We start from the raw sequence: 23,567 nt of genomic DNA, 5'->3' as shown, positions 1-23,567 counted from the left end.
TCGTTGCTTGTCTCCGCTCGGTGACGTTGTGCCCAAGAGGTGTGGGGAGACAGATGCGCATGCGGTTTTTCGTTCACCGAGCGTATGCCGTTCACGGGAAGGCTGCAACGCGCCAGCGGAGCTCGTGCTTCACGCGTCGCAGCGCTGGCGTGCAGGTGGACGCGGATTGCCGCGCAGGCGCACCAAGAGCGGTGCCGGGCATGACTGGGTCCTTGACAACCGATCATCATGAAACTATTATACGCGTAGTTGCTACGAAATACGTAGCTAAAGGGTGGTAACGGAAGGAGGACGGGAATGACATCTCTGACCCCGGAGCTAACGGGTCTTGCACGTTGGGAGATTGACCCCACGCACAGCCAGATCACCTTTGCTGTGCGGCATCTTATGGTGACCACAGTTCGTGGTCAGTTCAAGAACTTCTCCGGTTGGGTCGAGTTTGACCCGGCACATCCAGAGAACGGGAAGGTGGAAGTGACTATCGATGCTGCCAGCATCGATACACGTGAAGAGCGGCGTGATGCACATCTGCGCTCTGCTGACTTTCTGGATGTCGAGCACTATCCAACGATCACTTTCGTGAGCAAGCGGATTGAACCACTCGGTGGGAACCGATTTCGTGTGATCGGTGATCTCACGATTCGTGGTGTCACGAAGGAAGTTGCGCTCGACGCGGAGTTCCACGGCGTTGCCAGGGATCCATGGGGTGGCATACGAGCGGGTTTTGAGGCGCGCACAAAGATCAACCGGCATGACTTTGGCGCGAGTTGGAATGTTGCGCTCGAGGCAGGTGGTTGGCTGGTCGGTGAGACAGTGGACGTCTTTATCGAGGTAGAGCTCGTCCGCAAGGAGGCAGGCTGAGACTTCAGAACGGGACAAGGTTCTTCTTACCCCGTTCCATTTCCCAAGGAGCGCGAGGCGGGACGGGAAACTGCTATGTCGGTGAATGATGATCCCGCCCCGCCTCATGGTGAACAGAATTGATGAGTTCGTGGATTGTTGCATACTGGCTCGCTCCGCGGCTCGGAGAGCGTCCTTCGGGGGCGCCAGATGGTCAACGTCAATTTGGTTGCTTTCCGAGGGTGCGATTGTCATGACCGGATGTCCACCGGAGGTCGAAAATGTGTCTTGGCTCCTGCCGTGTGCTGGTCATCTCTCGGATGGCAACACTTGGGCAGAGCGCGGATCGGGTCCATGGGCTTAGGTAGTGCGGTCACCGATGGATCACGAGCGGCTGGTTCGCGCTCGCGGCCGTGACGGGTGTCGCCGGTGCCCTCGTCTTTAGGGTGCGTTGGAGAAGTGAGTGGATGGCTTGTGTCGAATACGCTGCAGCATGGACGCTCGAAAATTCTGGCTCGGGATAGTCGCGGGAAGTGTCAGCGGGGGGCTCGTGTGGGAAACTTGCAAACTTGCAACAATCGGCACGAGGTGCGTGCATCGTTAGGACTGCGGCAAGAAAGCTCGACCGGATATTCTTGACGGATGCACAGAGCGAACGAATCGCTCCCACGGTGCTGGATTCTTCACGGGTGATGACAGCTCGCGTCGTTCCCGGCATGCTCCGGCGGTGCTCTGGATTGCGGTCGCTCCCTGCCAGGCGTGTATGGTTGGCGGCAAATGTTCTGAACTGAGAGCGGACACGGGTACTGGCCGCTGAAGGCGCTCAGAAAGCGGCCCAATTTGCCGGCAATTAAACAGGAGCAGGGTCGGGGGCTGAGTTCGAACCGGGGTGAGCAGAGAACCGAATGAGCACTGAACGCACGATACGATTCGGGCTGAACATTGATCCGCTGGTCGATCGTCCAGAGGAGACAGCTGCGCTCTTCACACTGGCAGACGAAGCCGGTCTTGCACTGATCGCGATGCAGGATCATGCCTACAACCCACGGTTTGCTGAGACCTGGACGGTGTTGACGGCTGTTGCGCTTCGGACGCAGCGTGTCCACGTGCTCACGAACGTGGCCACCCTTGCCCTGCGTCATCCAGTGATGCTGGCCAAGGCTGCGGCGACACTCGATCGACTGAGTGGTGGGCGTGTCGAGCTCGGCCTTGGTGCGGGTGCCTTCTGGGACGGGATCGCGGCAATGGGTGGGCCGCGCTGGCCGCCGCATGAGGCGCTGACTGCACTCAAGGATGCAGTGCGACTCTGCCGCCTTCTCTGGGACGCTGCGGGTACTGGGCAGCCAGTGACCTATGAGGGACGCATCTTTCGAGTCAGTGGACTCACGTTCGGTCCAGCTCCAGCGCATCCGATTCCGCTCTGGGTTGGGGCCATCCGACCACATTCGCTGCGCCTCGCCGGAGCACTCGCGGATGGTCTGACGATCTCCACGCCGTATGTCCTGCCCGAACGGTTGGTCGAGGTGAATCGACTGGTTGACGAAGGTGCAATGAGGGCTGGCCGAGATCCGCGGTTCGTTCGCCGGCTTTACAACCTGCTTGGTGTGCTTGACGTACCGGGAAGTCGCCCGCTCCGGGTGAATCGCCCCGGCTTCCTCAGCGGCTCGGTTGAAGACTGGGCCGACGCGATTGCCCGATTCGCGGAAAGTGGAATGGACACCTTTCTCTTCTGGCCGGTGGCTGGGGACTATGTCACGCAAGCGCGTCGCTTCATTGAAGAGGTCATTCCACGCGTGCAGATACTGCTTGGCCAGCGTTGACCTCACTCGAGGTCGACCCAAAGAAATGCCTCGGCGAGTTCCAAGCCGACGGAAGCCCCCGCTTCACGTGCTCGCGTGCGGACGCGCGTTTCCATTCCGCCTGGGAAAGCTCCCAACTGGCTGGTGTGGCAGCGGAGTGCTGCCAGTTTGCGCTCAAAGACCGGCGCGATGTCAACGAACGTATCGGGGCGGTCGGAGCCGAAGAGCAAAGCGATCCGCACCACGTGCGGTTGCAGCCCTGCCGCACGTTGTTCCGGGAAGAACGTTGCCAATCGACTGGCGGGAAACGCTGCAGCGAGTGCCGCCGCGCCGACTGCCCGATGATCGGGATGTTGGCGGTAAAGGCGTGTCAGGGGATCGTGCGTCACCACAATGTCGGGTCGGAAACGGCGGATTTCTGCGGTGAGCTGTGCGCGGAGTGCAAGCGAGTCGAAGACCTCCCCGTCGGGAAGGCGCAAGAAGGTCACGCCTTGGACGCCGAGCTCGCGGGCTGCCGCGAGCTGCTCGGCCTCACGGACTTCGGCAGAGAACTCGTGGGTATCCCAGTCTCCAGGCGCACCCTTGTCCCCAGAGGTCACAATGACATAATGCACACTCGTGCCTGTCGTGACCCAGCGGGCAACAGTCCCAGCACAGAAGAATTCCGGATCGTCCGGATGGGCACCAATGATGAGGACACGTTCCGCAGTTGGTGGCTCACCGATAGAACGTGGTGTCGTCATCGATGATTCTTGCTCCTCTCATGAACGGTCGGATGGCTTACGGTTCGTCTCCATCCACCACTCGTCATAGATAACACGAGCCAGATCGGCGAGTGCACGGCGAGTGAACTCTGCATCGTGGACATCACTGGCGAGAAGGACGAGTGTGGCTCGGCCGTGCGGGGCCCACAGGAGCGTGGCATCGTGGAGAAAACCTGGTAGACTCCCGGTCTTGTTTCCTAGGCGGACATGAGCGGGAAGTCGCGCGGGGATAATGTCGCGAAACTGCTGCGCAGTCAGAATCGTCCGCAAATCCGTAAGCCATGGCCCTTCTGGGATGATCTCACCCTTTTCCACGGATACCAAGAGCTGAGCGAGATCGCGGGCACTTGTGACATTTTCTTCCGCGCCAGGGAGCGCAGCACGTCCGGCGAAGCGACGGCGGAGAGCGGTTTGGGCGAGACCGAGTTCGCTTGCCAGTGCGGTGAAGGCCGACCAACCCAGGCGGTCGATGAGGAGATTTGATGCGGTATTATCGCTGACAATCACCATCAAGACAGCGAGGTCGCGCAGCGTCAGAGTTGGCTGCTGTTGGAGCCAACGGAGGACACCACTGCCGGGAACAACCACGTCTGGCGTGACTGCTACTGGCTCGTTCGCGTCAAGATCACCGCGGGCGAATGCGCGGTAGAGGGTCACAAGGATGAGCAACTTGATAGTGCTTGCCGCAGTGACAGGGTGATCAGCGTCGTGTGTGATCTCCCACTGACGATCGAGATCGGAGAAGAAGAGCCTGACACGAGCCGGAACGCGTTCCAGAGCCAACTGGATTGCTGGGGGATGGGACGCCATGCCCGTCCGCACCTTCCGCCTCAGTGGCAGTATAGCGGTGTCGATACGACAGGTGAGGCCAGTTTGAGGGGAGCGACAATGCGCGTGCGAGCGGTGACGATTGGGTGGAAAGCGATCTGGCGTGCCGGCACGATCACGAATGGCGAGGAGATCGCGGGGCTTGCCACACAGATACGCGGGGCTCTTGCGGGGAACGAGCTCGAGCTTCAGACCGTGCGGTTAGCGACCCAACCTTTCCCGACCATTGTGTCACCGAAGGAGGTACTGGAGTTCGCACGGCAGCTGTGTGAACTGGCTCATACGTTTGGCTTCGACTATGTCTCGATGGGACCAGCTCGACCGCACGAACGGGCATGGTTCCCAGGGATGCTTGAGGCACTGGTGCGAGAAGAGCGACTCTTCGCTGCGATCGCAGTCACAGACGAGGGGGGAGCGATATCGTTGCCGGCTGTTGGTGACTGTGGACAGGTTATCGCGACCCTCGCCCAGCGGACTTCAGGGGGCTTTGGGAACCTGCGCTTTGCGGCACTTGCCCTTTGTCCACCAGGCATCCCGTTCTTCCCAGCAGCGTATCACGATGGAGGACCACCCGCATTGGCGATCGCTTGGGAAGTGGCGGATGAGGCAGTCGAGGTCTTGAGCACGGCGTCGAATCTCGCGGACGCGGAGCGGCGCTTAGAAGAACGCTTGACGCAAGTGGCGACGCGCGTGGTACGCACGGTGCAGGAACTTGCCGAGGCGGTGGGTGTGCGCTTCCTCGGACTCGACTGTTCCCTCGCTCCCTATCCCGAGGAACAGCGAAGTGTCGCCGCAGCATTTGAGCGGCTGGGGTTGGTACCGTTTGGAGGGCCGGGCGTGCTTGCGGTGGCGGCGATGATTACTCGTGTCCTGCAGCGACTCCCGGTGCCGCGGACCGGCTTCTGCGGTCTCATGGTACCGGTGTTAGAGGATGCTGTCCTGGGGCGGCGAGCGCGGGAAGGCCGTTTACATCTTCACAGCCTCCTCTTGGTTTCTGCGGTCTGTGGTGTCGGGTTAGACGTTGTTCCCTTGCCTGGTGACGTCACGGCGCCTCAGCTGAGTGGTATCGTGCTTGATATGGCCACACTTGCGACACGTCTCGGCAAGCCGCTGACAGCGCGTCTGATGCCCATTCCGGGTCATCGTTCCGGAGAGGGTGTACGTTTTGATTTTCCCTTCTTTGCTCCAGCTGGAGTCTTGGCAGTCGAAGGCTTGGTACCGACGCAGTGGTTCGGAAACGATTCTGGACAGAATACTGAGGCAGGTTTAGACGATAGAGGTACGATGTGAGTGGGGCTTGCATCAGCTCTTGTGAGAGAGTAGAATGTTGATGTTGACAGTGTAGGTTGGTGTTTTGACGGAGGATGACGATGGCCCGGATCGTGATCACTATCGAGGGTGATTCTCAGGAAATCGGTGCGATTCAAGAGGTTCTCCAGCGTCTCGCTGGCTTGGCGGCAGGAGAATTCGAAGTGAGTGAGCTGCCCCGGGTGCCTGGTGAGCGAGAAGCATGGACGTTCGAAGAGTTCCGGCAGTTCTGGAGTCGGCTGCAGGACGGAGCCCGACAGATCTTGGCTGAGATTGCGAAACGTCCCGAAGGGTATCCGATGGTCGAGCTCGAGCGAGCGCTTGGGGTGCCGGCTCGGGTGATTGGGGGGCGCTTGAGTTCGGTCGGGCATGCAATGCGGCGCTTCCCACATAAGGAGGAGCCAGTCGAGTTCCGTACCGGCGGTGACGAGGCACCAGGCCGGCGGATTTACTTTATGAGGCCAGAAATTGCACGGATGATTCGGCGCTTGGCCAGTGAAGGGGCTGCTGAGGAAGCAGCTGACTCATGAGTGGGCGCTGTGCGAAGAGCGAGTTCGCCCGGCGCTTCCCCACGTGGGCGGCTGCTAGGTAGTGTGGGCGGCGACGTTCGCTGCCTCATCAGGGCTGAGCAAGGTTCCTGCTCGCGCCCGAGTCTGGTGATGCAGTGTCTGCCCGTTAGCACATTTTGACGCATAGCGACGGTGCGTGTTATCGTCGCCCTTAAGGGGCGAGTGTCACCTCGGTTTCTCTGAACAGACGTGGGCTCCAAAGTTGGGGGGAAGCGTCCCATGGCCAAGAGTTCTCTCCTCGGCTACCCTCGGATTGGGAAACAGCGCGAACTCAAGCGTGCATTGGAGCGGTACTGGGCCGGCGAGAGCGACGAGGCGAAGCTGCTTGCGACTGGGCGCGCAGTACGCGAAGCTTCATGGCGCGTGCAACGCGATGCGGGGATCGATCTCATTCCATGTAACGATTTCAGCTTCTACGACCACGTGTTGGACACGATCTGCCTCGTTGGACTTGTACCGGAGCGCTTCGGTCCACCGGAACCAGAGGTGAGTTTCCGGACGTACTTTGCGATGGCGCGCGGCGCGCCCGGCATTCCCGCGCTGGAACTCACCAAATGGTTTGACACGAACTATCACTATTTAGTACCGGAATTCGATGCTCCCGGACCGCGCTTCGCTAGTGCCAAGCCGTTTGAGGAATTTGCGGAGGCGACGGCGATCCTCGGCCGCCCGGCCAAGCCGGTTCTACTCGGGCCGCTCTCTCTCCTGCTTCTCGGCAAGCGGCACACGCGTCCGCTGGTCGAACATCTCGAACAGCTGGTGCCGATCTACAGTGAACTGTTGGAGCGACTAGCCCGTGCTGGTGCGGAATGGGTCCAAATCGACGAGCCGGTGCTGGTCCAAGATCGAACTGAAGAGGAACTCCAGCTTCTCCGTCGGGCCTACCAGGCTCTCGGTCATGTCAGTACGCGCCCGCGGATCATGTTGCAGACCTACTACGGGAGTCTGGACGACGCCAGTTGGGACGTCGTCACTGGCCTGCCGATCGAGGGGATTGGCCTCGACTTCGTCCGTGATGATGAGAATCGCGCTTTGTTGAACCGACACGGCTTCCCACAAGGGAAGGTTCTCGGTGCCGGGGTGGTCAATGGGCGGAACGTCTGGCGGACGAATCTGGTCGAGGCGCTCGAGAAGCTGGAAGAGATCGCTGAGCACGTCACGCCGGATCGAATTTGGGTGCAACCATCCTGCACGCTCCTGCATTTGCCGCACGATGTACGGCTGGAGACCTCGCTTCCCGAACCAGTGCGCGCACTCCTGGCGTTCGCGGAGCAGCGTCTCGAAGAACTCGTCATCCTTACCCGCGCCTTGAACGAGGGACGACAGGCGATCCTCGAGGAGCTGGAACGGAACGCGGAGGCCTTCCGCGTTGCACTTGATGGGGCGCGTCTATACCGCCGCGATGTGCGCGAGCGGCTTGCTGCGTTGACCGAAGACGCCTTCCATCGCTCGTCTCCCTATGAGGTGCGCGAGCCTCTCCAGCGGGCACGCTTCCAGCTCCCGCTCTTTCCGACGACAACAATCGGGAGTTATCCGCAGACCCCCGACATACGGCAGGTGCGGGCTCGCTGGCGGGCCGGTAAGCTGAGCGACGAGGGGTACTGGGCGTTCATTCGCGAGCGGATCGCCGAGGTGATCCGGCGGCAAGAAGAGATCGGCCTTGATGTCCTGGTACATGGTGAGTTCGAGCGGCCGGACATGGTCGAGTATTTTGCCGAGCAGCTTGAGGGGTTCGTCCTCACCGAGCATGGCTGGGTGCAATCGTACGGGAGCCGTGTTGTCCGGCCGCCGATCATCTTCGGCGATGTCGCGCGTCCCAAACCAATGACGGTCGAGGTCAGCCGCTATGCCCAGTCGCTGACACAGAAGCCGGTCAAGGGGATGTTGACCGGACCGGTGACGATCCTCAACTGGTCTTTCGTGCGGGAGGACATTCCACGTCGTGAGGTCGCTTACCAGATCGCGTTGGCGTTGCGAGACGAAGTGCTTGACCTCGAGGCTGCTGGCATTCGTGTCATTCAGATTGATGAGCCGGCCCTCCGCGAGGGACTGCCGCTGCGGCGTTCCGGCTGGCCAGAGTATCTCGACTGGGCCGTGCGTGCCTTCCGGCTCGCGAGCTCCGGCGTGCGAGACGACACGCAGATCCACTCTCACATGTGCTACAGCGAGTTTAACGACATCATCGAGGCGATCGATGCGCTCGACGCAGATGTGATTTCTATTGAGAACAGCCGCAGTCACGGTGAACTCCTCCAGGCGTTCCAGGACTACCAGTACCCGCGGCAGATCGGACCCGGCGTCTATGACGTGCATTCAGCACGTGTCCCAAGCGTTGAGGAGATCGTGCAGCTCCTGGAGCAGGCACTCCAGTATCTGCGTCCTGAGCAGCTTTGGGTGAATCCGGATTGTGGGCTGAAGACACGTCGCCCTGAAGAGGTCTGGCCGTCACTGCAGAATATGGTCGAGGCGGCTCGTCGCCTGCGCGAGCGGTATATGGTGGCGGCCCATTAAATGCGTGCCATAGTTGAGTGGCCGATGTCTCGCAGGCCTCTGTGCAATGGAGGCCTGCGAGCCTTTTCGTGGTGTTTTCTGGACGTGTCAGCGACTCGTGGCCGTCAGGCGCTCGCCGGAAGCGCTGGCGAGTGCTGGGCGGCGGAAGACCCAGGCGGGTACGACCCAGCAGAGTGCGAGTGCAGCGAGGAGCGCCGTTGCATTCAAGGCCAGCGCGAGCTGGAGACCGATACGGTCCGCAATCCAACCGGTCACAGGCGCACCGATACCCCCAGTGACGAACCCCATACCGAGGATGAAGCCAGAAGCGACGCCGGTTCGGCCAGGCAAGAGTCGCTGCGCTGCCACGAGGGTGATCGAGATGGAGGCGTCGGCAAGTAAGCCGAAGGCCGCCGCAGCGATCAGCCCGAGCGGTCCTCCGCTTGCGGCGAAGGCCAAGAGAGCGGGGATAGCAAGTGTGAGCGAGCCCAGGAGGACCCGCCACGAACTGATTCGATCGGCCAAGATCCCACCCAGGAGTGTTCCCAGAGCACCACTTGCGACGATGACAGTTGCAACCACGCCGTACAGGAGTTCGTACCCCATTTCTCGATACCAGACCGGGGCGAAGGTCGCAACGGTCATGAACGTCCAGCTGCGTAACATAACGATCGCCAGAATGGGCGCGAGCGCGCGCCAGTCTGTCCGCTGCGGGGAAGCGTGGTACGGCCGCTGGCTGGACGAAACCTCTGTGAAGCGTCCGAGTCCCCAACGGACGAGTACGGCGGCGACGAGTCCAAGGGGGAGCGCAACTAGTGTTCCAGCCGACCCAAAGGAGCGAAACAGCAGGGCACCAACCAACGGACCAAGCGCGTACCCCACGGTGCCGCTGACGGTGTAAACGGACATCGTCGTGTTCCGATGGTGTTCCGGAGCAAGTTGTGCAGCACGGGAGGCACCGACCGGGTGATATGCCCCTGAACCAAGGCCAGCCAGAAACGCCAATGGATAGAGGAGTTCAGGATGATGCACAAACCCGTAGAGACTTAGAAAGAGTCCGGACCAGGCCAGGCTCAGCGGTGCGAGACGGCGTACGCCCCAGCGGTCGGCAAGATACCCGAAGAGCGGCTGGGTCAAGGAGACAGCGGCGGTATAGGCAAGGGCGAGTGCGCCGATCGGCCCGTAGTCGAGCTGGAGTTCGAGTGCTAAGAGCGGGTAGAGGGCTGGCAGGAGCCCACTCATCAAGTCGACGCTGAAGTGCCCGAGCATGAAGGTCGCCAGCCGGGCACGTTGCCAATAGCCTCCAGCGCGGCGCATCTCAAACCTCCCGTGCGATCCTAACGCAACGAGACGTCCATGCGCAGGGGAGAACGTCGGTTTCGTGACCGGGCTTGGGCTCAAAAACTTATCCACTGTGGGCATGGTCGTTGTCTATCAATGGTTCAGGGTGCCGGTGTAGCGGCGTAAGTGGATCGGGCGCTGCAAGCAGTCGACACATGAGGTCCTCGTCCGTGGAGAAAGCTACCAGATGTGATCTGCACAATCGTCTTCACTGTGCGTCGAGCGGGGGTCGTTCGGCGAAGATCTTCGCCACTCCGCGGTCTTGCCCCCTTGTCGAAGGTGAGGTTCTCGGCGAAAAGTGAGGTGCACAATGCGACGGACCAGAGGGGAGGGAGCAGGATGCCTGAGCCGAGGCGTCGGAGACCACTTGAGGTCGGTATCCTCGTGCCACAAGGCGAATTCCGCTGGAATGGACGGCTTCCGCGCTGGACTGACCTGAGGGCGATGGCCCGTTTGGCCGAAGATATCGGTCTGGACTCGCTGTGGGTTGTGGATCACCTGCTGTATCGAACGCCGGATGGTGAGCCAGAGGGAATTTGGGAGTGCTGGTCCTTGCTTTCCGCCTTTGCCGCTGTAACCGAGCGGATCACACTGGGAACGCTCGTTGTCTGTACGAACTGGCGCAACCCTGCGCTCATCGCCAAGATGGCTGAGACGGTCGACGAGATCAGTGGTGGTCGTTTGATCCTGGGTCTCGGTGCGGGGAACACGGAGCACGAGTTCCGCCGGTCTGGCTTTCCTTGGGAGCGACGTGTGAGTCGTTTTGCTGAGGCGCTCCATATCATCCATGGCCTGCTGCGGAATGGCTGGATCGATTTTTCAGGGGAGTTCTACACTGTGCGTGACTGTCTCTTGCGCCCGCGTGGTCCGCGCCCAGAAGGCCCGCCGATCCTCATCGGTGGTAATGGACCAAGGGTTCTACGCCTGGCTGCACGCTACGCGGATATTTGGAACACCTATTACGACTTCACTGGGAATCGCGCGGCTGGTCTTGGTCCACAGTTGGAGGCATTCCGGGCTGCGTGCGTGGCCGAGGGGCGGGATCCGAGCACGGTGACGCTCTCTGCCTCCGCCCTTATCGCTTTTCCTGGTCATGGCCGGATCTACGGGGTGGTTGCTGACCCAGTCAGTGGGACGCCGGAGGAGATCGCGGAAGAATTTCGGGCCTACGCGCGTGCTGGCATCCGTCACTTGCAGCTGCGCATCGAGCCTAATACGCTCCAGGGACTTGAGCAGCTTGGTCGGGTGCTGGAGGTCCTCGACCGCGGGTGAGGTGCGGCTGGACTGGCGCGCCCGCCCCGCCGCCTTCTCTGAACATGCTGTACTTGTTTTCGCGATAGTGTACGGCTGGCTTTCAAATTATAGACACGATAGTGTTTTGTTCTTAGCAAGTATTAATGGAGTGGATGAGGCTTATCTCTTATGGATTCTCGAGCATACTTTGTGGTCGTGAGTGTGCATGATGGCTTATCGAGTATCCGGTGCATACATCAGTGCAACCAAAATCCGCAAAGCATGAAGTCGCCGCTGCTGCGACACGTCCTCAGTTTCGCACGGAGTGTTGTCTCACGGTCGTTCCGTGTGGCGTGCCTCCCACGGGTGGCGATCGAGCGAGTGCGACCGCTGTCGGCGCGTCCGTCGGTGCCGGTAGATGAGGATCGCAAAGATGATGCCGGCGGCAGCAGCAACCGCCGCGACGGCCGCTGTATACCGATCTACCCAAACAACAACAACTTCCCAATTTTCTCCGAGGAACCAGCCACTCCCGATCAGAAGCGTGTTCCACGCTGTGCTTCCGACAATCGTCAGAACACTAAATCGCCAGAACGGTAACCGAAATGCACCGGCGGGAACGGACACCACGCTTCTGGCAACAGGAACTAACCGGCCCCAGAGGACAAGCAGCGGTCCCCAGCGGAGAAACCAACGATCAGCAGTGCCTAGCTTGTGTGCGTCCAGTTGGAGCCAACGCCCGTAGCGGAGAAGGAGCGAGCGCCCACCATAACGTCCAGCTGCATACAGAATGACGGCTCCAGTGTACGATCCGAGCGTTGCGATCCCGATGGCAAAGCGGATGTCGAGGTAATTCCGACCAGCAAGAAAGCCGGCCAAAGGAAGGATCACCTCGGAGGGAATTGGTGGGAAGACTGTTTCCAAAACGAGTAAGAGGAACAACCCGAGATAGCCAAGTGTGGTGAGGATCTCGCTGACCCAGTTCTCCACGCCTCTTCCATCCTCTCTCCCTGCCCCAGTTTCCTCGGGCTGTCACATGCTCCGCTTGGCGGACAGTCGAAGAAACGGCATCGACCGATACGCCGCCCGTGTCTTGCGAAGCATACAGGCCCTGATCAGGAAGGCAGTAGAACAGGGTAACTAAGGCCGAACATGCGCGGATCGATCAGGTGAGAGACGTCGTGCTGTTCTGTTGCCCTGTTGCGTTTTCCTATGCCTAGCGTAATGATTTTCAGGATCGCTCAAATCCCCGGCAGGGGATGAAGACATCGACAGCGCGTCGGAGGAACCACGGCTTTCATCCCTCGCGTCTCTCTTGTGTTCATTATCAGCAATTGGAGTTGCTGCGCGAAGGCCGAGCGCCGCGTCCAGCCAATGAGGCAAGAACGGCGCCCCGATCCAACTGAAGCGTAGGGGATGCGCTGGCGGACTGTGGCGCGTTTCTCCACTGAGCTCCAGCTTGTCCCGGCGTCGCTTCGCCTCCGTCTGCGCCCAGCAACGCGCTGAAGCGTGCCACAGTGCGGCGCAGCCCCTCGCTGCCGTTGGCTGGTTCCCAGAGCGGGAACTACTTCTGCGCGCGAAAACTTTTCGGCGTTGCGCTGACGGGCACGTGCTGTTGCCCGCTCCAGTTCACGCGAAAAACCGAGCGGACTGGCGCAGACAGGTAGCTTGGTGCGGACTGGTGCCCCGAACAATGGGTGAACTGAAGCGTCGTCCCAGTACCGAAGCAGATCCCAAAGAGCGCAGTCGATGGCCGAGATCGCCATCATGACGGCTCCCTTACGTCCGTGCACTTGGGATCGGTCGAGTTCGCCCCACCGGCGTTCGATGACGAGCAGATCGGTGCTGAGGCGAGGTGGGCGGAGCTGCGTTCGTCCCCAATGAATCACCAGTACAACGTCACAGGTGAGTGGACCGAATAGGCCGTGTACTTCCACGTCCCACCCAGTTTCAAGGAAGCGTTGCCGCTACTGGTACGGGGCAGGGCTGTCCTGCTTGGGATGGCATCTCTTGCGCGGGTCGACCCGGTATTCGGCGCAAAAATCCAGCCTGTGCACAAGACGCTGCTCCCAGAAGTTGCCGCTGTGATCCGGCTCACTCCATTCCCCGCCGCACGTCTGTGTTGTGGTGGGGATCCTAGCCCATGAGCAGCTCGATGACCCGCTCGGCGACCTCGTCAGTTGTTGCGTTTCCACCCAAGTCTGGCGTTAAGACTTTCCCTTCCTGGGTGAGCTGCTCGAGGGCCCGCATGATGCGCGCTGCTGCGCTGTGGAGTCCGAGGTGCTCGAGCATCATCGCGCCGGCCCAGATGGAACCGATGGGGTTGGCGATCCCCCGCCCTGCGATGTCGGGGGCACTGCCATGCACCGGCTCAAAGAGGGAGGGGTACCGTCGATCGAAGGCGAGGTTAGCACTGGGTGGCAGGCCCAAGCTTCCCATGAGAGCACCGCCAAGATCGGTGAGGATGTCAGCAAAGAGGTTACTCCCCACGATGACATCGAAGCGCTCTGGAGCTCGGACCATGAGGGCAGCTGCGGCATCGACGAGCAGGGACGTGACGGTGACGTCGGGGTAGTCACGTGCGACCTCGCGGACGACCTCATCCCAGAGCACCATCCCGAAGCGCTGGGCGTTGGACTTGGTGATGCTGGTCAGATGCTTGCGTCGCGTGCGGGCAAGCTCGAAGGCGTAGCGGACAACCCGTTGGACGTTGAAGCGGGAGAAGACAGCGGTTTCGAGAGCGACCTCGTGAGGTGTTCCTTCATGGACGCGTCCACCGACACCGGCGTACTCGCCCTCGGTGTTCTCACGGATGAAGACCATGTCGATGTCCTGTGGACCCTTGTCGCGGAGTGGCCCGCGGATGCCGGGGAGGAGCCGGATGGGACGGACATTGACGAACAGGTCGAAGCGCTTGCGGATGGGCAGAAGGAGGCCCCAGAGCGTGACGTGGTCTGGGATGCGCGGGGGGTCGCCGACTGCGCCGAGGTAGATGGCATCGAACTGGCGGAGTTGATCAAGTCCGTCTGGGGGCATCATGGCGCCGGTGGCGCGGTAGTAATCGGATCCCCAGGGAAAGACCTGCCAGGTGAGTACCGCCTGGCCAGCCACGGCTGCTTCCAGAACGCGTTGGCCGGCAGGGATGACCTCCTTACCTATGCCGTCCCCTGGAATCACAGCGATGCGAAACTGTTGCATGGCACCTCCTTGCTCGGTCGAGCCACTCTCCTGCCATTCGGCGGCATCATACTGAGTGTGGGACCTTGGGCAAAGTACGTACGGGTGCCCGGATCATGAAGCGACTGCGTGGCGGAACGCCGCAGCAGCCTCCTCATTGCGCACCACGAAGACGATGCGCTGAGGGAGGTCTGCGCCGCTGGCAGCGTGGTCGTGCACGGCGCGGACCATGGCCCGAGCGCAGGTAGCCAGGTCGAGCCCGCCGACGCCGGTGCCGAGAGCTGGGAAGGCAACAGAGCGCAAGCCTCGTTCTGCGCAGCGCGTCAGTGCGGCACGGGTTGCGGCGTAGACATGCTCCGCAGTGGCGGGGATCAGCGAGCCGTCGTCTGCGTAGCCCATTGCTGCAGCGTGGATGACGGCACGGTAGGGCAAGCGACCGGCGCTGGTGACGACTGCCTCTCCCACACGGATGGGGCCTTGGGCCACTGCCTCGCGCTCGATCTCTTCACCCCCAGCACGCTTGATGGCACCAGCCACGCCTGACCCCATCCACAGTCGATTATTCGCAGCATTCACAATGGCTTCTGTATCAACCGTCGTGATGTCGCCGATCTGGATTTCGATGGTCGGCTGGGTCATGGCCGTCCCCCTTCCTTCGGTGGCAGTATTGCTCGACCACTCTGTCAGCCGAATCGTACCGCGCGGGAGCACGCTGAGGGTGATCATCCGACCCGAAGCTATGGCGTGAGGCAGGTTGTTTCCCTGCTGCACAGTCGAGCGTCGTGCTGCTGGAGGCGCCAAAGATTCTGACATGTGAGGGGTGTTCTCAAGCCGATAGACACTGGTGTGTGAGAGAAGTTGCCTTGCACAGGGACACCCTACCGCACCCCGGAACCGACCTGGGCAGAAGTACCGTATCTCTTACCTCTTGAACGCAGACGACCAGTCAAGCAATGCAGGGTGAGTTGTGGTCGAAGCGGATCGACGCGGAAAGCTGGACATGGAAGTGAGTCTATGCCTAAATCGTGGGCGGGTGGCAGGAGCGTGAATGGGGGGTTCACATGGACTTCAGGCTGACACCCGAGCAGGCGGAGCTCCAGGCTCGGGCGCGTCGCTTTGCTGAAGCGGTTGTCAAGCCCATCGCTGCGCTTTACGACCAGGAAGAGCGACATCCGCACGAGCTGATTGTGGAGGCGCGTCGCGAGGGATTGACCGAGATCACCATTCCGCGGGAATACGGGGGCCGGGGGCTTGGTGTCATTGAGTTGGTGTTGGTCGCGGAGCAGCTGGCGTGGGCCTGCGCAGGCTTCACTGCGGCGGCGTGCTCCAGTTGCCTGGCAGGTGAGCCGATCGTCGTCGCTGGAACGGAGGAGCAAAAGCAGCGATGGCTATCGAGACTCGCAGCAGGCGAGTATGCGAGCTTTGCGTTGACAGAGCCTGACGCAGGTTCTGATGTGGTAGCACTGACGACGGTCGCCAGGCGGCATGGTGATACATATGTCTTAAACGGACACAAGCGCTGGATCGGGAATGCGCCGATCGCCAGCTTCTTCGTCGTCTTTGCCAAGACCGACCCGACTGCCGGGCGGAACGGCATCAGCGTGTTTGTCGTCGAGCGTGAGAGCCCGGGGATCACGACAAGACCACTCCGCAAGCTGGGGCAACGCGCGATCTCCAACGGAGAGATCGAGTTCCAGGACGTCGTCGTGCCGGCAGCACAGTTGATCGGGCGCGAAGGGGATGGGTTTGCCATCGCCATGCAGACCTTGCGGCGGACCCGCCCCATGGTTGCTGCCTTTGGCGCGGGGATCATTCAGCGATGCTTGGACGAGTCGTTGGCGTATGCCCAGCATCGGCGGGCCATGGGCCAGCCGATCATTCGGCATCAGGCGATCGGCCATAAGCTAGCCGACATGCGGATCCGGCTTGATGCGGCCCGCCAGTTGACGTATCTCGCGGCGTGGTTGGCAGATCGGGGCGAGGACAATACGCTGGCTGCGGCAGTGGCCAAGGCTTTCGCTGCTGATGCGGCAATGTGGGTGGCGACGGAGGCAGTACAGATCTTCGGCGGGAATGGATACAGCCCTGACTATCCAGTGGAGAAACTCTTCCGGGATGCAAAGCTTCTCCAGATCTATGAGGGAACGAGTGAGATTCAGCGCAACGTGATTGTCCGGGAGTTGGTCCGGCTCGCTGGAAATCGGCGCTAGCTCGGTTCGAAACGAGAAGCGTGGCAGCGACGCTGCACGCTGCACTCCGCCATCTCAGCCGCGGACGTGCATGGCCGCTCGAGGTGAGATGAAGTTCTCAGGGTGACTGTCGTGCATTCTCCGTCTCACCACGGTCGCGATGACACGTCGAAGCGGGACAGTGCATCGTGGCCAGGATCTGCCATGGTGGTGTCATTGGCGTCCAGCGAGATGGGCGAAAACGGTAGTTGAGGCAGAATGCACAGCGAGGTCGAGCAGTAGTACCGGAGGAATGGTCACGCACCGGTCTCGGGCGACCGTAGGCTGTAGGCTTTGACACCGCGGTGCTGTGGCGCGAGCGTTTCATCGGTGGCCAGGCTCTGGGTTCTCGGGTACCAGCTGCCAAGCCGGCTCTTTCCTATTCGCGGCGCGCGTGGTGGTGTGGGCAGAATGGGACCGATGGTTTGCTGTACCGAGAGGCCAGAGTCTGTGGGGCATGTAGGAGTAGGTCGCACGGATGAGTGGGGCAGGCTGGCCGCGGTCGACCGGTGTGTCACTATGCTACCTGTTGAGTGTTGCGAGCGAGTAAACGATGAGAGAGGGAGCATTCATGGAATGGCGGTACCGCTGCACGCGTTGTGAGGGGTTGTTGGTACCCGAAGCGACAACGTGGTGCTGTCCACGCTGCGGTGGTGTGTTGAGGATCGATCCGCCACTCCGACTCGTCAGGGACGCAATTGATGCCGAAGACAGAACACTGTGGCGTTATGCTGCAGCATTGCCGGTCGCACGACCACCGCGCACACTCGGCGAAGGCCTGACGCCTTTAGTCGAGGGAGAACTCGATGGGGAGCGAGTGCGCTTTAAGCTGGACTTTCTGTTACCAACCGGTTCGTTCAAAGACCGAGGGGCAAGCGTGCTTCTCGCCTTCTTGGCTGCCCAGGGTGTCCGCAGGGTGACGGTGGATTCGTCCGGGAATGCCGCGGCGGCTTTTGCCGCCTACGCGGCGCTACACGGATTGGAGGTATCGGTCTTTGCTCCCGCTGGAACGTCACCGGAGAAGATCGTCCAGGCCCGTGCCTACGGAGCGGAGGTCAACTTCGTCGCTGGACAGCGTGACACGGTCGCCGCTGCTGCGCAGGCGGCGGGACGAGCTCCGGAGACAGCGTACGCGAGTCACAATTGGCATCCTCTTTTTGTCGAAGGCACGAAAACTTGGCTGCTCGAGGTGTGGGAGCAACTCGGTCGACGTTGGCCGACAGCGTGCTTTATACCGGTTGGTGGAGGGAGTTTACTGCTCGGGGCATACCTCGCTCTCCAAGCCCTCGGCGGGAATGGGCCGGCCCTCGTGGCTGCCCAGCCGGAAGCCTGTGCGCCGCTGGTGCGGGCCTGGACGCGTCCAGATCAGGTGTTGGAGCCGGTAGAGCCAGGGGTGACGCTCGCTGAGGGGACACGGATCGGCCGGCCACCAAGAGGCGAGCTCCTACTCGAGACGCTTCGGATGAGTGGTGGTTGGCCAGAAGCGGTGCCGGAACCATTGTTGATCGAAACGACTCGGCTGCTGTGGCGGCAGGGCCTGTTTGTGGAACCAACCGCAGCGCTGGGAGCGGCGGCTTATCGGTTAGTACGGCGACGTGGTTGGCTGCCAGGAGAGCCGGTTGTGATCGTTCTCACTGGCAGCGGGCTGAAAGCAGCGGGTGCAGTGAAACACATGCTGGATCAGCGGTGACTGAACCGGAGCACGATCGGCCTCATCGTGCCTTGTTTTGGGCGACTCTTTGTCTGTCTGCACCGAAGGTTGTGTCGCGCTGTACGGTGGATCCTCGCCGAATCTCGTCGTTCGCGAGGCGGGAGATTCCTCACCAGGGCTGTGGGTGGAGCCGACGGCATTGCCGGAAACTTGGAGACATGCCAAACCGTTGCAGCAGCCCGATCGGATCGTGAAAAGCGGTGCAGACCGGTCAGTGTGATCTCTGATCCAGAACAGTGGGGACATGGTACCAGTGGCAGCACTCCGCATTCCTCACTTGGCCAGCGGGTCGTTACCCTGCGTTGCACCTTCACACGCAAGCCACCGCAAGTGACGATAGAGGAACGTTGGCTGAAAGAACGTTGGCTGCAAGGTGGCTCGCTTCTGTCGGTTGGCCGAGGAAATCAAGCCGGGTGTTGATCTGGGGAACAGCGACAGCGGGAAAAAGCGGTTCCGACGAGCCTCGGTTCCCGCCCCTCCGTAAGCCGTGACGAGGTTTCACCTCCCCACTCGACGCCGGCCGGAATCATCACCGCGCACGTTCCAGGGCCATGCGCAGGAGAACGCCGTCCGGATGTCCGGAGCAGTCACTCAGCTGACGCTAAGTGCTTCCGAGCGGGCCGTTGCCGACTCCTCGGAACCGCACTCTTAGTACAGCACATCAGTGACCGGTTGTCAAGAGGGTCTTGCGTAGCCGACGGAGGCGCGCTGATTCGGCGAAGAGTTGCCTGCGCACTGGCGTAGCTTGAGATGTTGAACAGCCGGACAACGTGCTCCTGGCATGCCCCGAGGGGCGCGGAGAACGTTCCTGGAACTGCGCTGCTTTGGGAAAGCACGCTCAGCGAACCAGATGTGGCGATGAGCCGCACGGAAGCGCTGTGCGCGACGTTCTTTGTTCTCTTGAGGGCACGCGTCTGACAGGAGAGCGGCTGGTGAGTGAGGCGGGGGCTACTCGTGTGTCGGCGATTACGGTGATGTGCTGCTGATTTAGGGACGCGACATGCGGAATGTGGCGATGTACTGAAGCAGCGCACGAAGATCGGCTTCCGAAAGGATGTCGCTTGAGTACGCGGGCATTCCTTCCTCGGTTCCTTCCCGAATTACCCGCACCGCCCGCTGGTCGGTAGCGCGAAGTTGGAGGCGACCAGGCGCATTGCCGCCAGCCCCATGACAGTTGACACATCCGAGTGCCACATACAGCGCGGCGCCGCGAGGTGCTCCATCCTCTGTTGGGTCAGCGGCAGCGAGGTCTTCAGTCGTCGGAGTTGGTATGGCGGGCAGGGGAGGCGCCGTGCTGCTGCCGAGATGGCGGAGATAGGTCACGACAGCCCAGATTTGTTCATCCGAGAGCCGATCGCGAAAACCGGGCATACCGGTAAAGCTCAAGCCATTTGCGATGATCCAATACAGTTCTGTATCGGAGCGCGCCTGGGTGTCAGCATCATTCAGCGCGCTGGCTGGTGGATAGCTGAGCACCCCAAGCCATCCTTTGCCATCGGCATCGGCTCCGTGGCACTGGGAGCAGGCGCCGAGATACACGATACGTCCTGTCTCAAGTGCCCGCGGAGGAGCGCTGCTTGGCGGAGTCACCCGAACCGCACCTCGTGCCGCGGCCCGGTCAATCATCGTGCGTGCGAGTTGGCGCTCAAAGGCCCAATCGGTGCGGTGCGCAAGCAGGGCAGGCCCCCAAAGCCAAGCACTGAGGACGAGGAGAAGAAGCGTCAGAAAGCTCCCAGCAAGGAGCCAGGCGGCGCGACCGAGCCATGCCCGTCTCCGCTGGCGACTGGGCGTCAATGTCTCGATCTGTTCAGCCACGGTTTCGACCCCTTCGTTGCCCTCGACGTCTGTCCTGGGCGAGGAGAGTGTTGCTTGACTACCAAAAGGTCAACAAGTTTGGGGAGCGGTACCACCGTGCTGGATGCCAAGCGCTACACTACCGTATGATCACCTGCATACTACTCCATTGGCGGCAGAGGGATGGAGCCCGAGCCTGGAGGACCCGGATCCCCGTCGGCTAGTCACACCCCTGCGGTGAATCAGCGCGCTCCTCGCGTTCGTGGGTTGCTCGCCGTCTTCCTGACCGTTCTGTGGCCAGGCATCGCACACCTTGTGGTCGGACGCTGGCAACACGGCGTGACAGTTGCTTTGCTGCCTGCGCCTGTGCTCGGGGTGAGCGCTGCGCGAGTGGTCCTCTTTCTGGCGCGAGGCATCACGATGGCCCTCTGGCCGGGGACGATTGCACTCCTCCTTTTCGCAATTGCGCCCTTCTTCGCCGACCGGCTCGTTGCGTTGCTTGATCGCGCTCGCCTCAGCGGTCTGTGGCATCGTCAAGGGTCGCAGTGGCAGCGTCCGGTGTTGGCGACCGGCTGGGTCGCTCTGTGCCTCCCACGTGCTCTTCCACTTGTTATGGTCGGCAATGAGCTTCTCCGGTGGCACCGTTGTCTCATGACAACCCTCCCGTCTGGGCGGGCAACCGCCTCCACGGCCAGCTGGAGCACAACACGGGCCCGGTTGGTCACACCAGCAATGCCCCGGCAGGGTTTGTCAACCACACCCTTCCCCCGGATGGCTGTTCCGGCGGAAGATAGTGCGCATTTGCCACCGGCCCGCGAGCTCGTGCCACCGCAACCCACAGACGAGCCGCCTGCAACCCCGACAGGACCTCTGATGGTGGTGCCGACACCTGTTCCAACATCAGTCCCCCATCCACTTGCGGTGGTACTCGAGGATGGATGTCTGGTGCTCTGGCTGGTTGGGACTGCTGCTCTTCCAGGTCTTTGGAATCTGTGAGCGGACATTCTCATTATGGCTCTCGCCGATATCCGTACGGGACGTGCAGCGCTCTTCGGTGTGCCGCGCAATTGCGTTAAGCTTCCCATACCACAAGGGTTCGCTATGGAGGATCCACTGTCCCGATCTGGCCAACGCACTCTCCACAGCAGGCTTGCAGTGGGCTGACTGATTCCTTGGTGCGGTCAATCCGGGAGTGACGGCGCGAGCCAGTTCGCTCGCCAAGCGTCTGGGGCAACCGCAAGATGACCCAGCGACGGTTGATCTGAGTGAATTGGTACAGTGGTCGATGCGCTCGACGGCGTGACACTCGACATCTCACGCCCAGTCACGACATGGTGCTCACCGCCGCTTCCAGGTGAGGAAAGGCGCTATTCTGAGATTCCAACGAGACGACAACACCTGGATGGGCAGTAAGCACTTGCGTCGGTGCGGTCGTGCACCGAGGTGAGCGATAATGACCCAGATGCAGCGACAGCGATGCGCCCTGGTGGCGCTCCACCGGTAGGCTGATCTCCCGGTTGTCCTCCTACGACTCCCACAAATCCTTGACGCCATGGAGGGGGGCGGTCCGGACGGATGTGCCGTGGGATGCGCTTCTCCCTCGGAGAGCTCGCGCTTGCCATTGAGGCGACGGCAGGCGTGACCGTCGGGTTGATGCCGTCCGCCGAGAGCAGGCCTGGACGGCCGGGGGATACTCCTTTACGGACTCAGCACGCACCCAAGAGGCGGTCGAGCAAGCGTTCACCGTCGACACGATCCCGCCTGCTGAGATGCTCCCAACTGCCTGTGCCTGGATGCCGTGACAGCTGTCACAGCCAGGTGCGCCGTCTGGCTGCCCATGCTCTCGTCACTCCTACTGCAAGGAGCAGTGCCAGGCCGACGAGTGCTACGAGTGTGCTGCTGCCGCGTTGCGCTCTCCCTGTCGCCGGCACCACCTGGGGGCACAGCGTCGGAGTTGCGCTCGGGGGCGGCGGAAGTGTCGGCGAGGGGACAAGAGTCGGTGCAGCTGTCGGGGATGGCTGTGGGGCTACAGTCGGCGACGGGATCGGTGTGATCGCTATCGGTGTCGGTGTTGGAGGCTGTGGTGTGGCGGTCGGCGCAACGGTCGGTGTTGGTGTGGCGGCTTGGGCTACGCTGATGGTGCCCTGCATACCGAGTGCGCGATGGTTACCGACCGGACAGTACATGATCCATTGTCCAGGCGCGGTGAAGGTGAATATTGCCTGACCTGTCTCGCCGGGCATCAAGGACGTGTCGAAGAGTTGTTGTTTGATCCCTTGGCCTTCGAACTCGACTGTGAGGGTGTGTTGTGCTCCTCCAGTGTTTGTGACGATGAAGGTGACCGGCTTACCAGGTGGGACGGAAAGCGACGAGGGGGTGATCGACAACTCGGTACGCATGACGGTGACCGTGACATTGGGTGCTCCCTGGAAGCGCGTTGCCACGCTAAAGAGCGATCGTGCAGTAGAGGCGGTAGATGGGATGAGGAGCGCTCGCACTTCGTCAACGGCGAAGACATGGAGATGGCTCCACCAGTTGCGAACGATCGTCATCACATGACCTCCCCTCGATGTGGTGTCGACACAGCGCTGAGAGCACCCGTAGGCAGCAGGTTCGAGGCGCGAGTATGGTTCGCTGGGTGTCAGCGAGTCCCGGGGACCGGAACACCAAGGGCCTGCAGCAGGAGCGTCGTCGCGAGATAGAGAAGGATCACCATCAGGATGCGCTTGAGCCATCGACCATGGACACGGCGGCCCAATCGTGAGCCAACTTGCGAGCCAAGAAAGACACCGAGCGCAGCAGGCACCGCAACCTGCGGGACAAGAAGCGCGTTCGCATAGTAGAGCAGCACACTGCCGACAACAGTGACGCCGATCATGTACGCACTCGTCGCGGCGGCCGCTTTCACCGGGACGCGCATAAGGACGTTCATCAGGGGAACTTGGACAAAGCCACCCCCTACGCCGAGGAGGCCAGAGAGTAACCCGGCAATCGTGCTCGAAGCAGTGCCGAGGAGTACGCGCTGGGGGATATAAGAGACGACGCCTCCTACGGCGGGGTCAAAGAAGTTCGCCGCAAGTTGAAATCGGTCAGGGCCGGTCGTGACCGGACGTGCGGTGGCACGCTGGAGACTGAGCAGGACAATCATCGCGTAGAGCGCCAGCGAGAAGACCAGTCGCAAGGCGTTGACCGGTGCAGAGGCAACGAGAAGCGCGCCGAAGATCGCGCCGAGCGCTGTGGCAACGAGCATCAGGAGGGCAAGCCTGAGGTTGACCATACGGTGCTGCAAATAAACAGATGCACCGCCGAGTGAGTTAACGATAACGGCGAGTGCGCTTGCAGCAATCGCGAATTTAATCGGCACTCCGAGGAACGCGGAGAAGATTGGCACCATGAAGACGCCGCCACCCAGACCGACCATCGCACCGAGGGTCCCCGACAGGGCAGAGACGAGGAAGATCGCAATTTCCGTCCAATGCGTCAAC

General features: G+C 61.4%; 19 protein-coding genes. 9 read left to right on the top strand and 10 right to left on the bottom strand.

Going from position 1 to position 23,567, the window contains the following annotated elements:
• The first annotated feature begins 297 nt into the window (after positions 1 to 297).
• A complete protein-coding gene (locus tag NET03_RS01600; RefSeq protein WP_252127140.1) occupies positions 298 to 861 on the top strand; it encodes a YceI family protein in 564 nt (187 codons plus the stop codon).
• A gap of 884 nt (positions 862 to 1,745) precedes the next feature.
• Positions 1,746 to 2,660, top strand: a complete 915-nt coding sequence (locus tag NET03_RS01595; RefSeq protein WP_252127139.1) for an LLM class flavin-dependent oxidoreductase — start codon at positions 1,746 to 1,748, stop codon at positions 2,658 to 2,660.
• Between the two features lie 2 nt (positions 2,661 to 2,662).
• Here the strand turns inward: NET03_RS01595 and NET03_RS01590 are convergent, their stop codons facing one another.
• Together NET03_RS01590 and NET03_RS01585 are read right to left on the bottom strand one after the other, a co-directional pair.
• On the bottom strand, positions 2,663 to 3,382 hold the full coding sequence (locus NET03_RS01590; RefSeq protein WP_252127138.1) for a PIG-L deacetylase family protein: 720 nt from the start codon (positions 3,380 to 3,382) through the stop codon (positions 2,663 to 2,665).
• Between the two features lie 18 nt (positions 3,383 to 3,400).
• Positions 3,401 to 4,213: a serine hydrolase gene (locus NET03_RS01585; RefSeq protein WP_252127137.1), complete on the bottom strand. Its 813-nt coding sequence runs from the start codon at positions 4,211 to 4,213 to the stop codon at positions 3,401 to 3,403.
• 78 nt (positions 4,214 to 4,291) lie between these two features.
• On the opposite strand from NET03_RS01585, the gene NET03_RS01580 reads away from it, so the two are divergent.
• The 3 genes from NET03_RS01580 to metE all read left to right on the top strand — a co-directional run bounded on the left by NET03_RS01580 (position 4,292) and on the right by metE (position 8,619).
• The gene (locus tag NET03_RS01580) at positions 4,292 to 5,521 is read left to right on the top strand and encodes a DUF711 family protein (protein ID WP_252127136.1); all 1,230 of its coding nucleotides are present in this window, start codon (positions 4,292 to 4,294) and stop codon (positions 5,519 to 5,521) included.
• An 80-nt stretch (positions 5,522 to 5,601) separates the two neighbouring features.
• Entirely contained in the window at positions 5,602 to 6,069 is a 468-nt protein-coding gene (locus NET03_RS01575) for a hypothetical protein (RefSeq protein WP_252127135.1), read from the top strand.
• A 258-nt stretch (positions 6,070 to 6,327) separates the two neighbouring features.
• A complete protein-coding gene (metE, locus tag NET03_RS01570; RefSeq protein ID WP_252127134.1) occupies positions 6,328 to 8,619 on the top strand; it encodes a 5-methyltetrahydropteroyltriglutamate--homocysteine S-methyltransferase in 2,292 nt (763 codons plus the stop codon).
• A gap of 87 nt (positions 8,620 to 8,706) precedes the next feature.
• On the opposite strand, the gene NET03_RS01565 is transcribed toward metE, so the two are convergent.
• Positions 8,707 to 9,915: an MFS transporter gene (locus NET03_RS01565; RefSeq protein WP_252127133.1), complete on the bottom strand. Its 1,209-nt coding sequence runs from the start codon at positions 9,913 to 9,915 to the stop codon at positions 8,707 to 8,709.
• A gap of 363 nt (positions 9,916 to 10,278) precedes the next feature.
• Between NET03_RS01565 and NET03_RS01560 the strand changes: the two genes are divergently transcribed.
• Entirely contained in the window at positions 10,279 to 11,211 is a 933-nt protein-coding gene (locus tag NET03_RS01560) for an LLM class flavin-dependent oxidoreductase (RefSeq protein WP_252127132.1), read from the top strand.
• A gap of 294 nt (positions 11,212 to 11,505) precedes the next feature.
• On the opposite strand, the gene NET03_RS01555 is transcribed toward NET03_RS01560, so the two are convergent.
• The 4 genes from NET03_RS01555 to NET03_RS01545 all read right to left on the bottom strand — a co-directional run bounded on the left by NET03_RS01555 (position 11,506) and on the right by NET03_RS01545 (position 14,988).
• Entirely contained in the window at positions 11,506 to 12,162 is a 657-nt protein-coding gene (locus tag NET03_RS01555) for a DedA family protein (RefSeq protein WP_252127131.1), read from the bottom strand.
• A 251-nt stretch (positions 12,163 to 12,413) separates the two neighbouring features.
• A complete protein-coding gene (locus NET03_RS13690; protein WP_353655764.1) occupies positions 12,414 to 13,061 on the bottom strand; it encodes an enolase-like domain-containing protein in 648 nt (215 codons plus the stop codon).
• 247 nt (positions 13,062 to 13,308) lie between these two features.
• On the bottom strand, positions 13,309 to 14,370 hold the full coding sequence (locus NET03_RS01550; protein WP_252127130.1) for a tartrate dehydrogenase: 1,062 nt from the start codon (positions 14,368 to 14,370) through the stop codon (positions 13,309 to 13,311).
• Positions 14,371 to 14,463: 93 nt separating this feature from the next.
• On the bottom strand, positions 14,464 to 14,988 hold the full coding sequence (locus NET03_RS01545; protein ID WP_252127129.1) for a macro domain-containing protein: 525 nt from the start codon (positions 14,986 to 14,988) through the stop codon (positions 14,464 to 14,466).
• 422 nt (positions 14,989 to 15,410) lie between these two features.
• Between NET03_RS01545 and NET03_RS01540 the strand changes: the two genes are divergently transcribed.
• Both NET03_RS01540 and NET03_RS01535 read left to right on the top strand, forming a co-directional pair.
• Positions 15,411 to 16,559, top strand: a complete 1,149-nt coding sequence (locus NET03_RS01540) for an acyl-CoA dehydrogenase family protein (protein ID WP_252127128.1) — start codon at positions 15,411 to 15,413, stop codon at positions 16,557 to 16,559.
• A 589-nt stretch (positions 16,560 to 17,148) separates the two neighbouring features.
• On the top strand, positions 17,149 to 18,267 hold the full coding sequence (locus NET03_RS01535) for a threonine synthase (protein ID WP_252127127.1): 1,119 nt from the start codon (positions 17,149 to 17,151) through the stop codon (positions 18,265 to 18,267).
• 1,008 nt (positions 18,268 to 19,275) lie between these two features.
• On the opposite strand, the gene NET03_RS01530 is transcribed toward NET03_RS01535, so the two are convergent.
• Positions 19,276 to 20,103: a c-type cytochrome gene (locus tag NET03_RS01530; protein ID WP_252127126.1), complete on the bottom strand. Its 828-nt coding sequence runs from the start codon at positions 20,101 to 20,103 to the stop codon at positions 19,276 to 19,278.
• A gap of 216 nt (positions 20,104 to 20,319) precedes the next feature.
• On the opposite strand from NET03_RS01530, the gene NET03_RS01525 reads away from it, so the two are divergent.
• Positions 20,320 to 21,078, top strand: a complete 759-nt coding sequence (locus NET03_RS01525) for a hypothetical protein (RefSeq protein WP_252127125.1) — start codon at positions 20,320 to 20,322, stop codon at positions 21,076 to 21,078.
• An 812-nt stretch (positions 21,079 to 21,890) separates the two neighbouring features.
• Here NET03_RS01525 and NET03_RS01520 read toward each other — a convergent pair.
• Both NET03_RS01520 and NET03_RS01515 read right to left on the bottom strand, forming a co-directional pair.
• Complete coding sequence (locus NET03_RS01520; protein ID WP_252127124.1) at positions 21,891 to 22,634, bottom strand: plastocyanin/azurin family copper-binding protein; 744 nt, start codon at positions 22,632 to 22,634, stop codon at positions 21,891 to 21,893.
• An 89-nt stretch (positions 22,635 to 22,723) separates the two neighbouring features.
• Complete coding sequence (locus tag NET03_RS01515) at positions 22,724 to 23,566, bottom strand: sulfite exporter TauE/SafE family protein (protein WP_252127123.1); 843 nt, start codon at positions 23,564 to 23,566, stop codon at positions 22,724 to 22,726.
• Position 23,567 lies beyond the last annotated feature (1 nt).

The organism is Thermomicrobium sp. CFH 73360 (assembly GCF_023806465.1).
In the GTDB taxonomy this organism is placed as follows: Bacteria; Chloroflexota; Chloroflexia; order Thermomicrobiales; family Thermomicrobiaceae; genus Thermomicrobium.
Note: the sequence above shows the minus strand (reverse complement) of the source record. Positions and strands in the feature narration are given on the sequence as shown.

Bases quoted from the DNA above. Each gene is read 5' to 3' on its own strand.
- NET03_RS01600 (WP_252127140.1), top strand. From the start codon at position 298: ATGACATCTCTGACCCCGGAGCTAACGGGTCTTGCACGTTGGGAGATT.
- NET03_RS01560 (WP_252127132.1), top strand. From the start codon at position 10,279: ATGCCTGAGCCGAGGCGTCGGAGACCACTTGAGGTCGGTATCCTCGTG.
- NET03_RS01585 (WP_252127137.1), bottom strand. From the start codon at position 4,213: ATGGCGTCCCATCCCCCAGCAATCCAGTTGGCTCTGGAACGCGTTCCG.
- NET03_RS01540 (WP_252127128.1), top strand. From the start codon at position 15,411: ATGGACTTCAGGCTGACACCCGAGCAGGCGGAGCTCCAGGCTCGGGCG.
- NET03_RS01550 (WP_252127130.1), bottom strand. From the start codon at position 14,370: ATGCAACAGTTTCGCATCGCTGTGATTCCAGGGGACGGCATAGGTAAG.
- NET03_RS01580 (WP_252127136.1), top strand. From the start codon at position 4,292: ATGCGCGTGCGAGCGGTGACGATTGGGTGGAAAGCGATCTGGCGTGCC.
- metE (WP_252127134.1), top strand. From the start codon at position 6,328: ATGGCCAAGAGTTCTCTCCTCGGCTACCCTCGGATTGGGAAACAGCGC.
- NET03_RS01595 (WP_252127139.1), top strand. From the start codon at position 1,746: ATGAGCACTGAACGCACGATACGATTCGGGCTGAACATTGATCCGCTG.
- NET03_RS01565 (WP_252127133.1), bottom strand. From the start codon at position 9,915: ATGCGCCGCGCTGGAGGCTATTGGCAACGTGCCCGGCTGGCGACCTTC.
- NET03_RS01575 (WP_252127135.1), top strand. From the start codon at position 5,602: ATGGCCCGGATCGTGATCACTATCGAGGGTGATTCTCAGGAAATCGGT.
- NET03_RS01520 (WP_252127124.1), bottom strand. From the start codon at position 22,634: ATGACGATCGTTCGCAACTGGTGGAGCCATCTCCATGTCTTCGCCGTT.
- NET03_RS01545 (WP_252127129.1), bottom strand. From the start codon at position 14,988: ATGACCCAGCCGACCATCGAAATCCAGATCGGCGACATCACGACGGTT.
- NET03_RS01590 (WP_252127138.1), bottom strand. From the start codon at position 3,382: ATGACGACACCACGTTCTATCGGTGAGCCACCAACTGCGGAACGTGTC.
- NET03_RS01535 (WP_252127127.1), top strand. From the start codon at position 17,149: ATGGAATGGCGGTACCGCTGCACGCGTTGTGAGGGGTTGTTGGTACCC.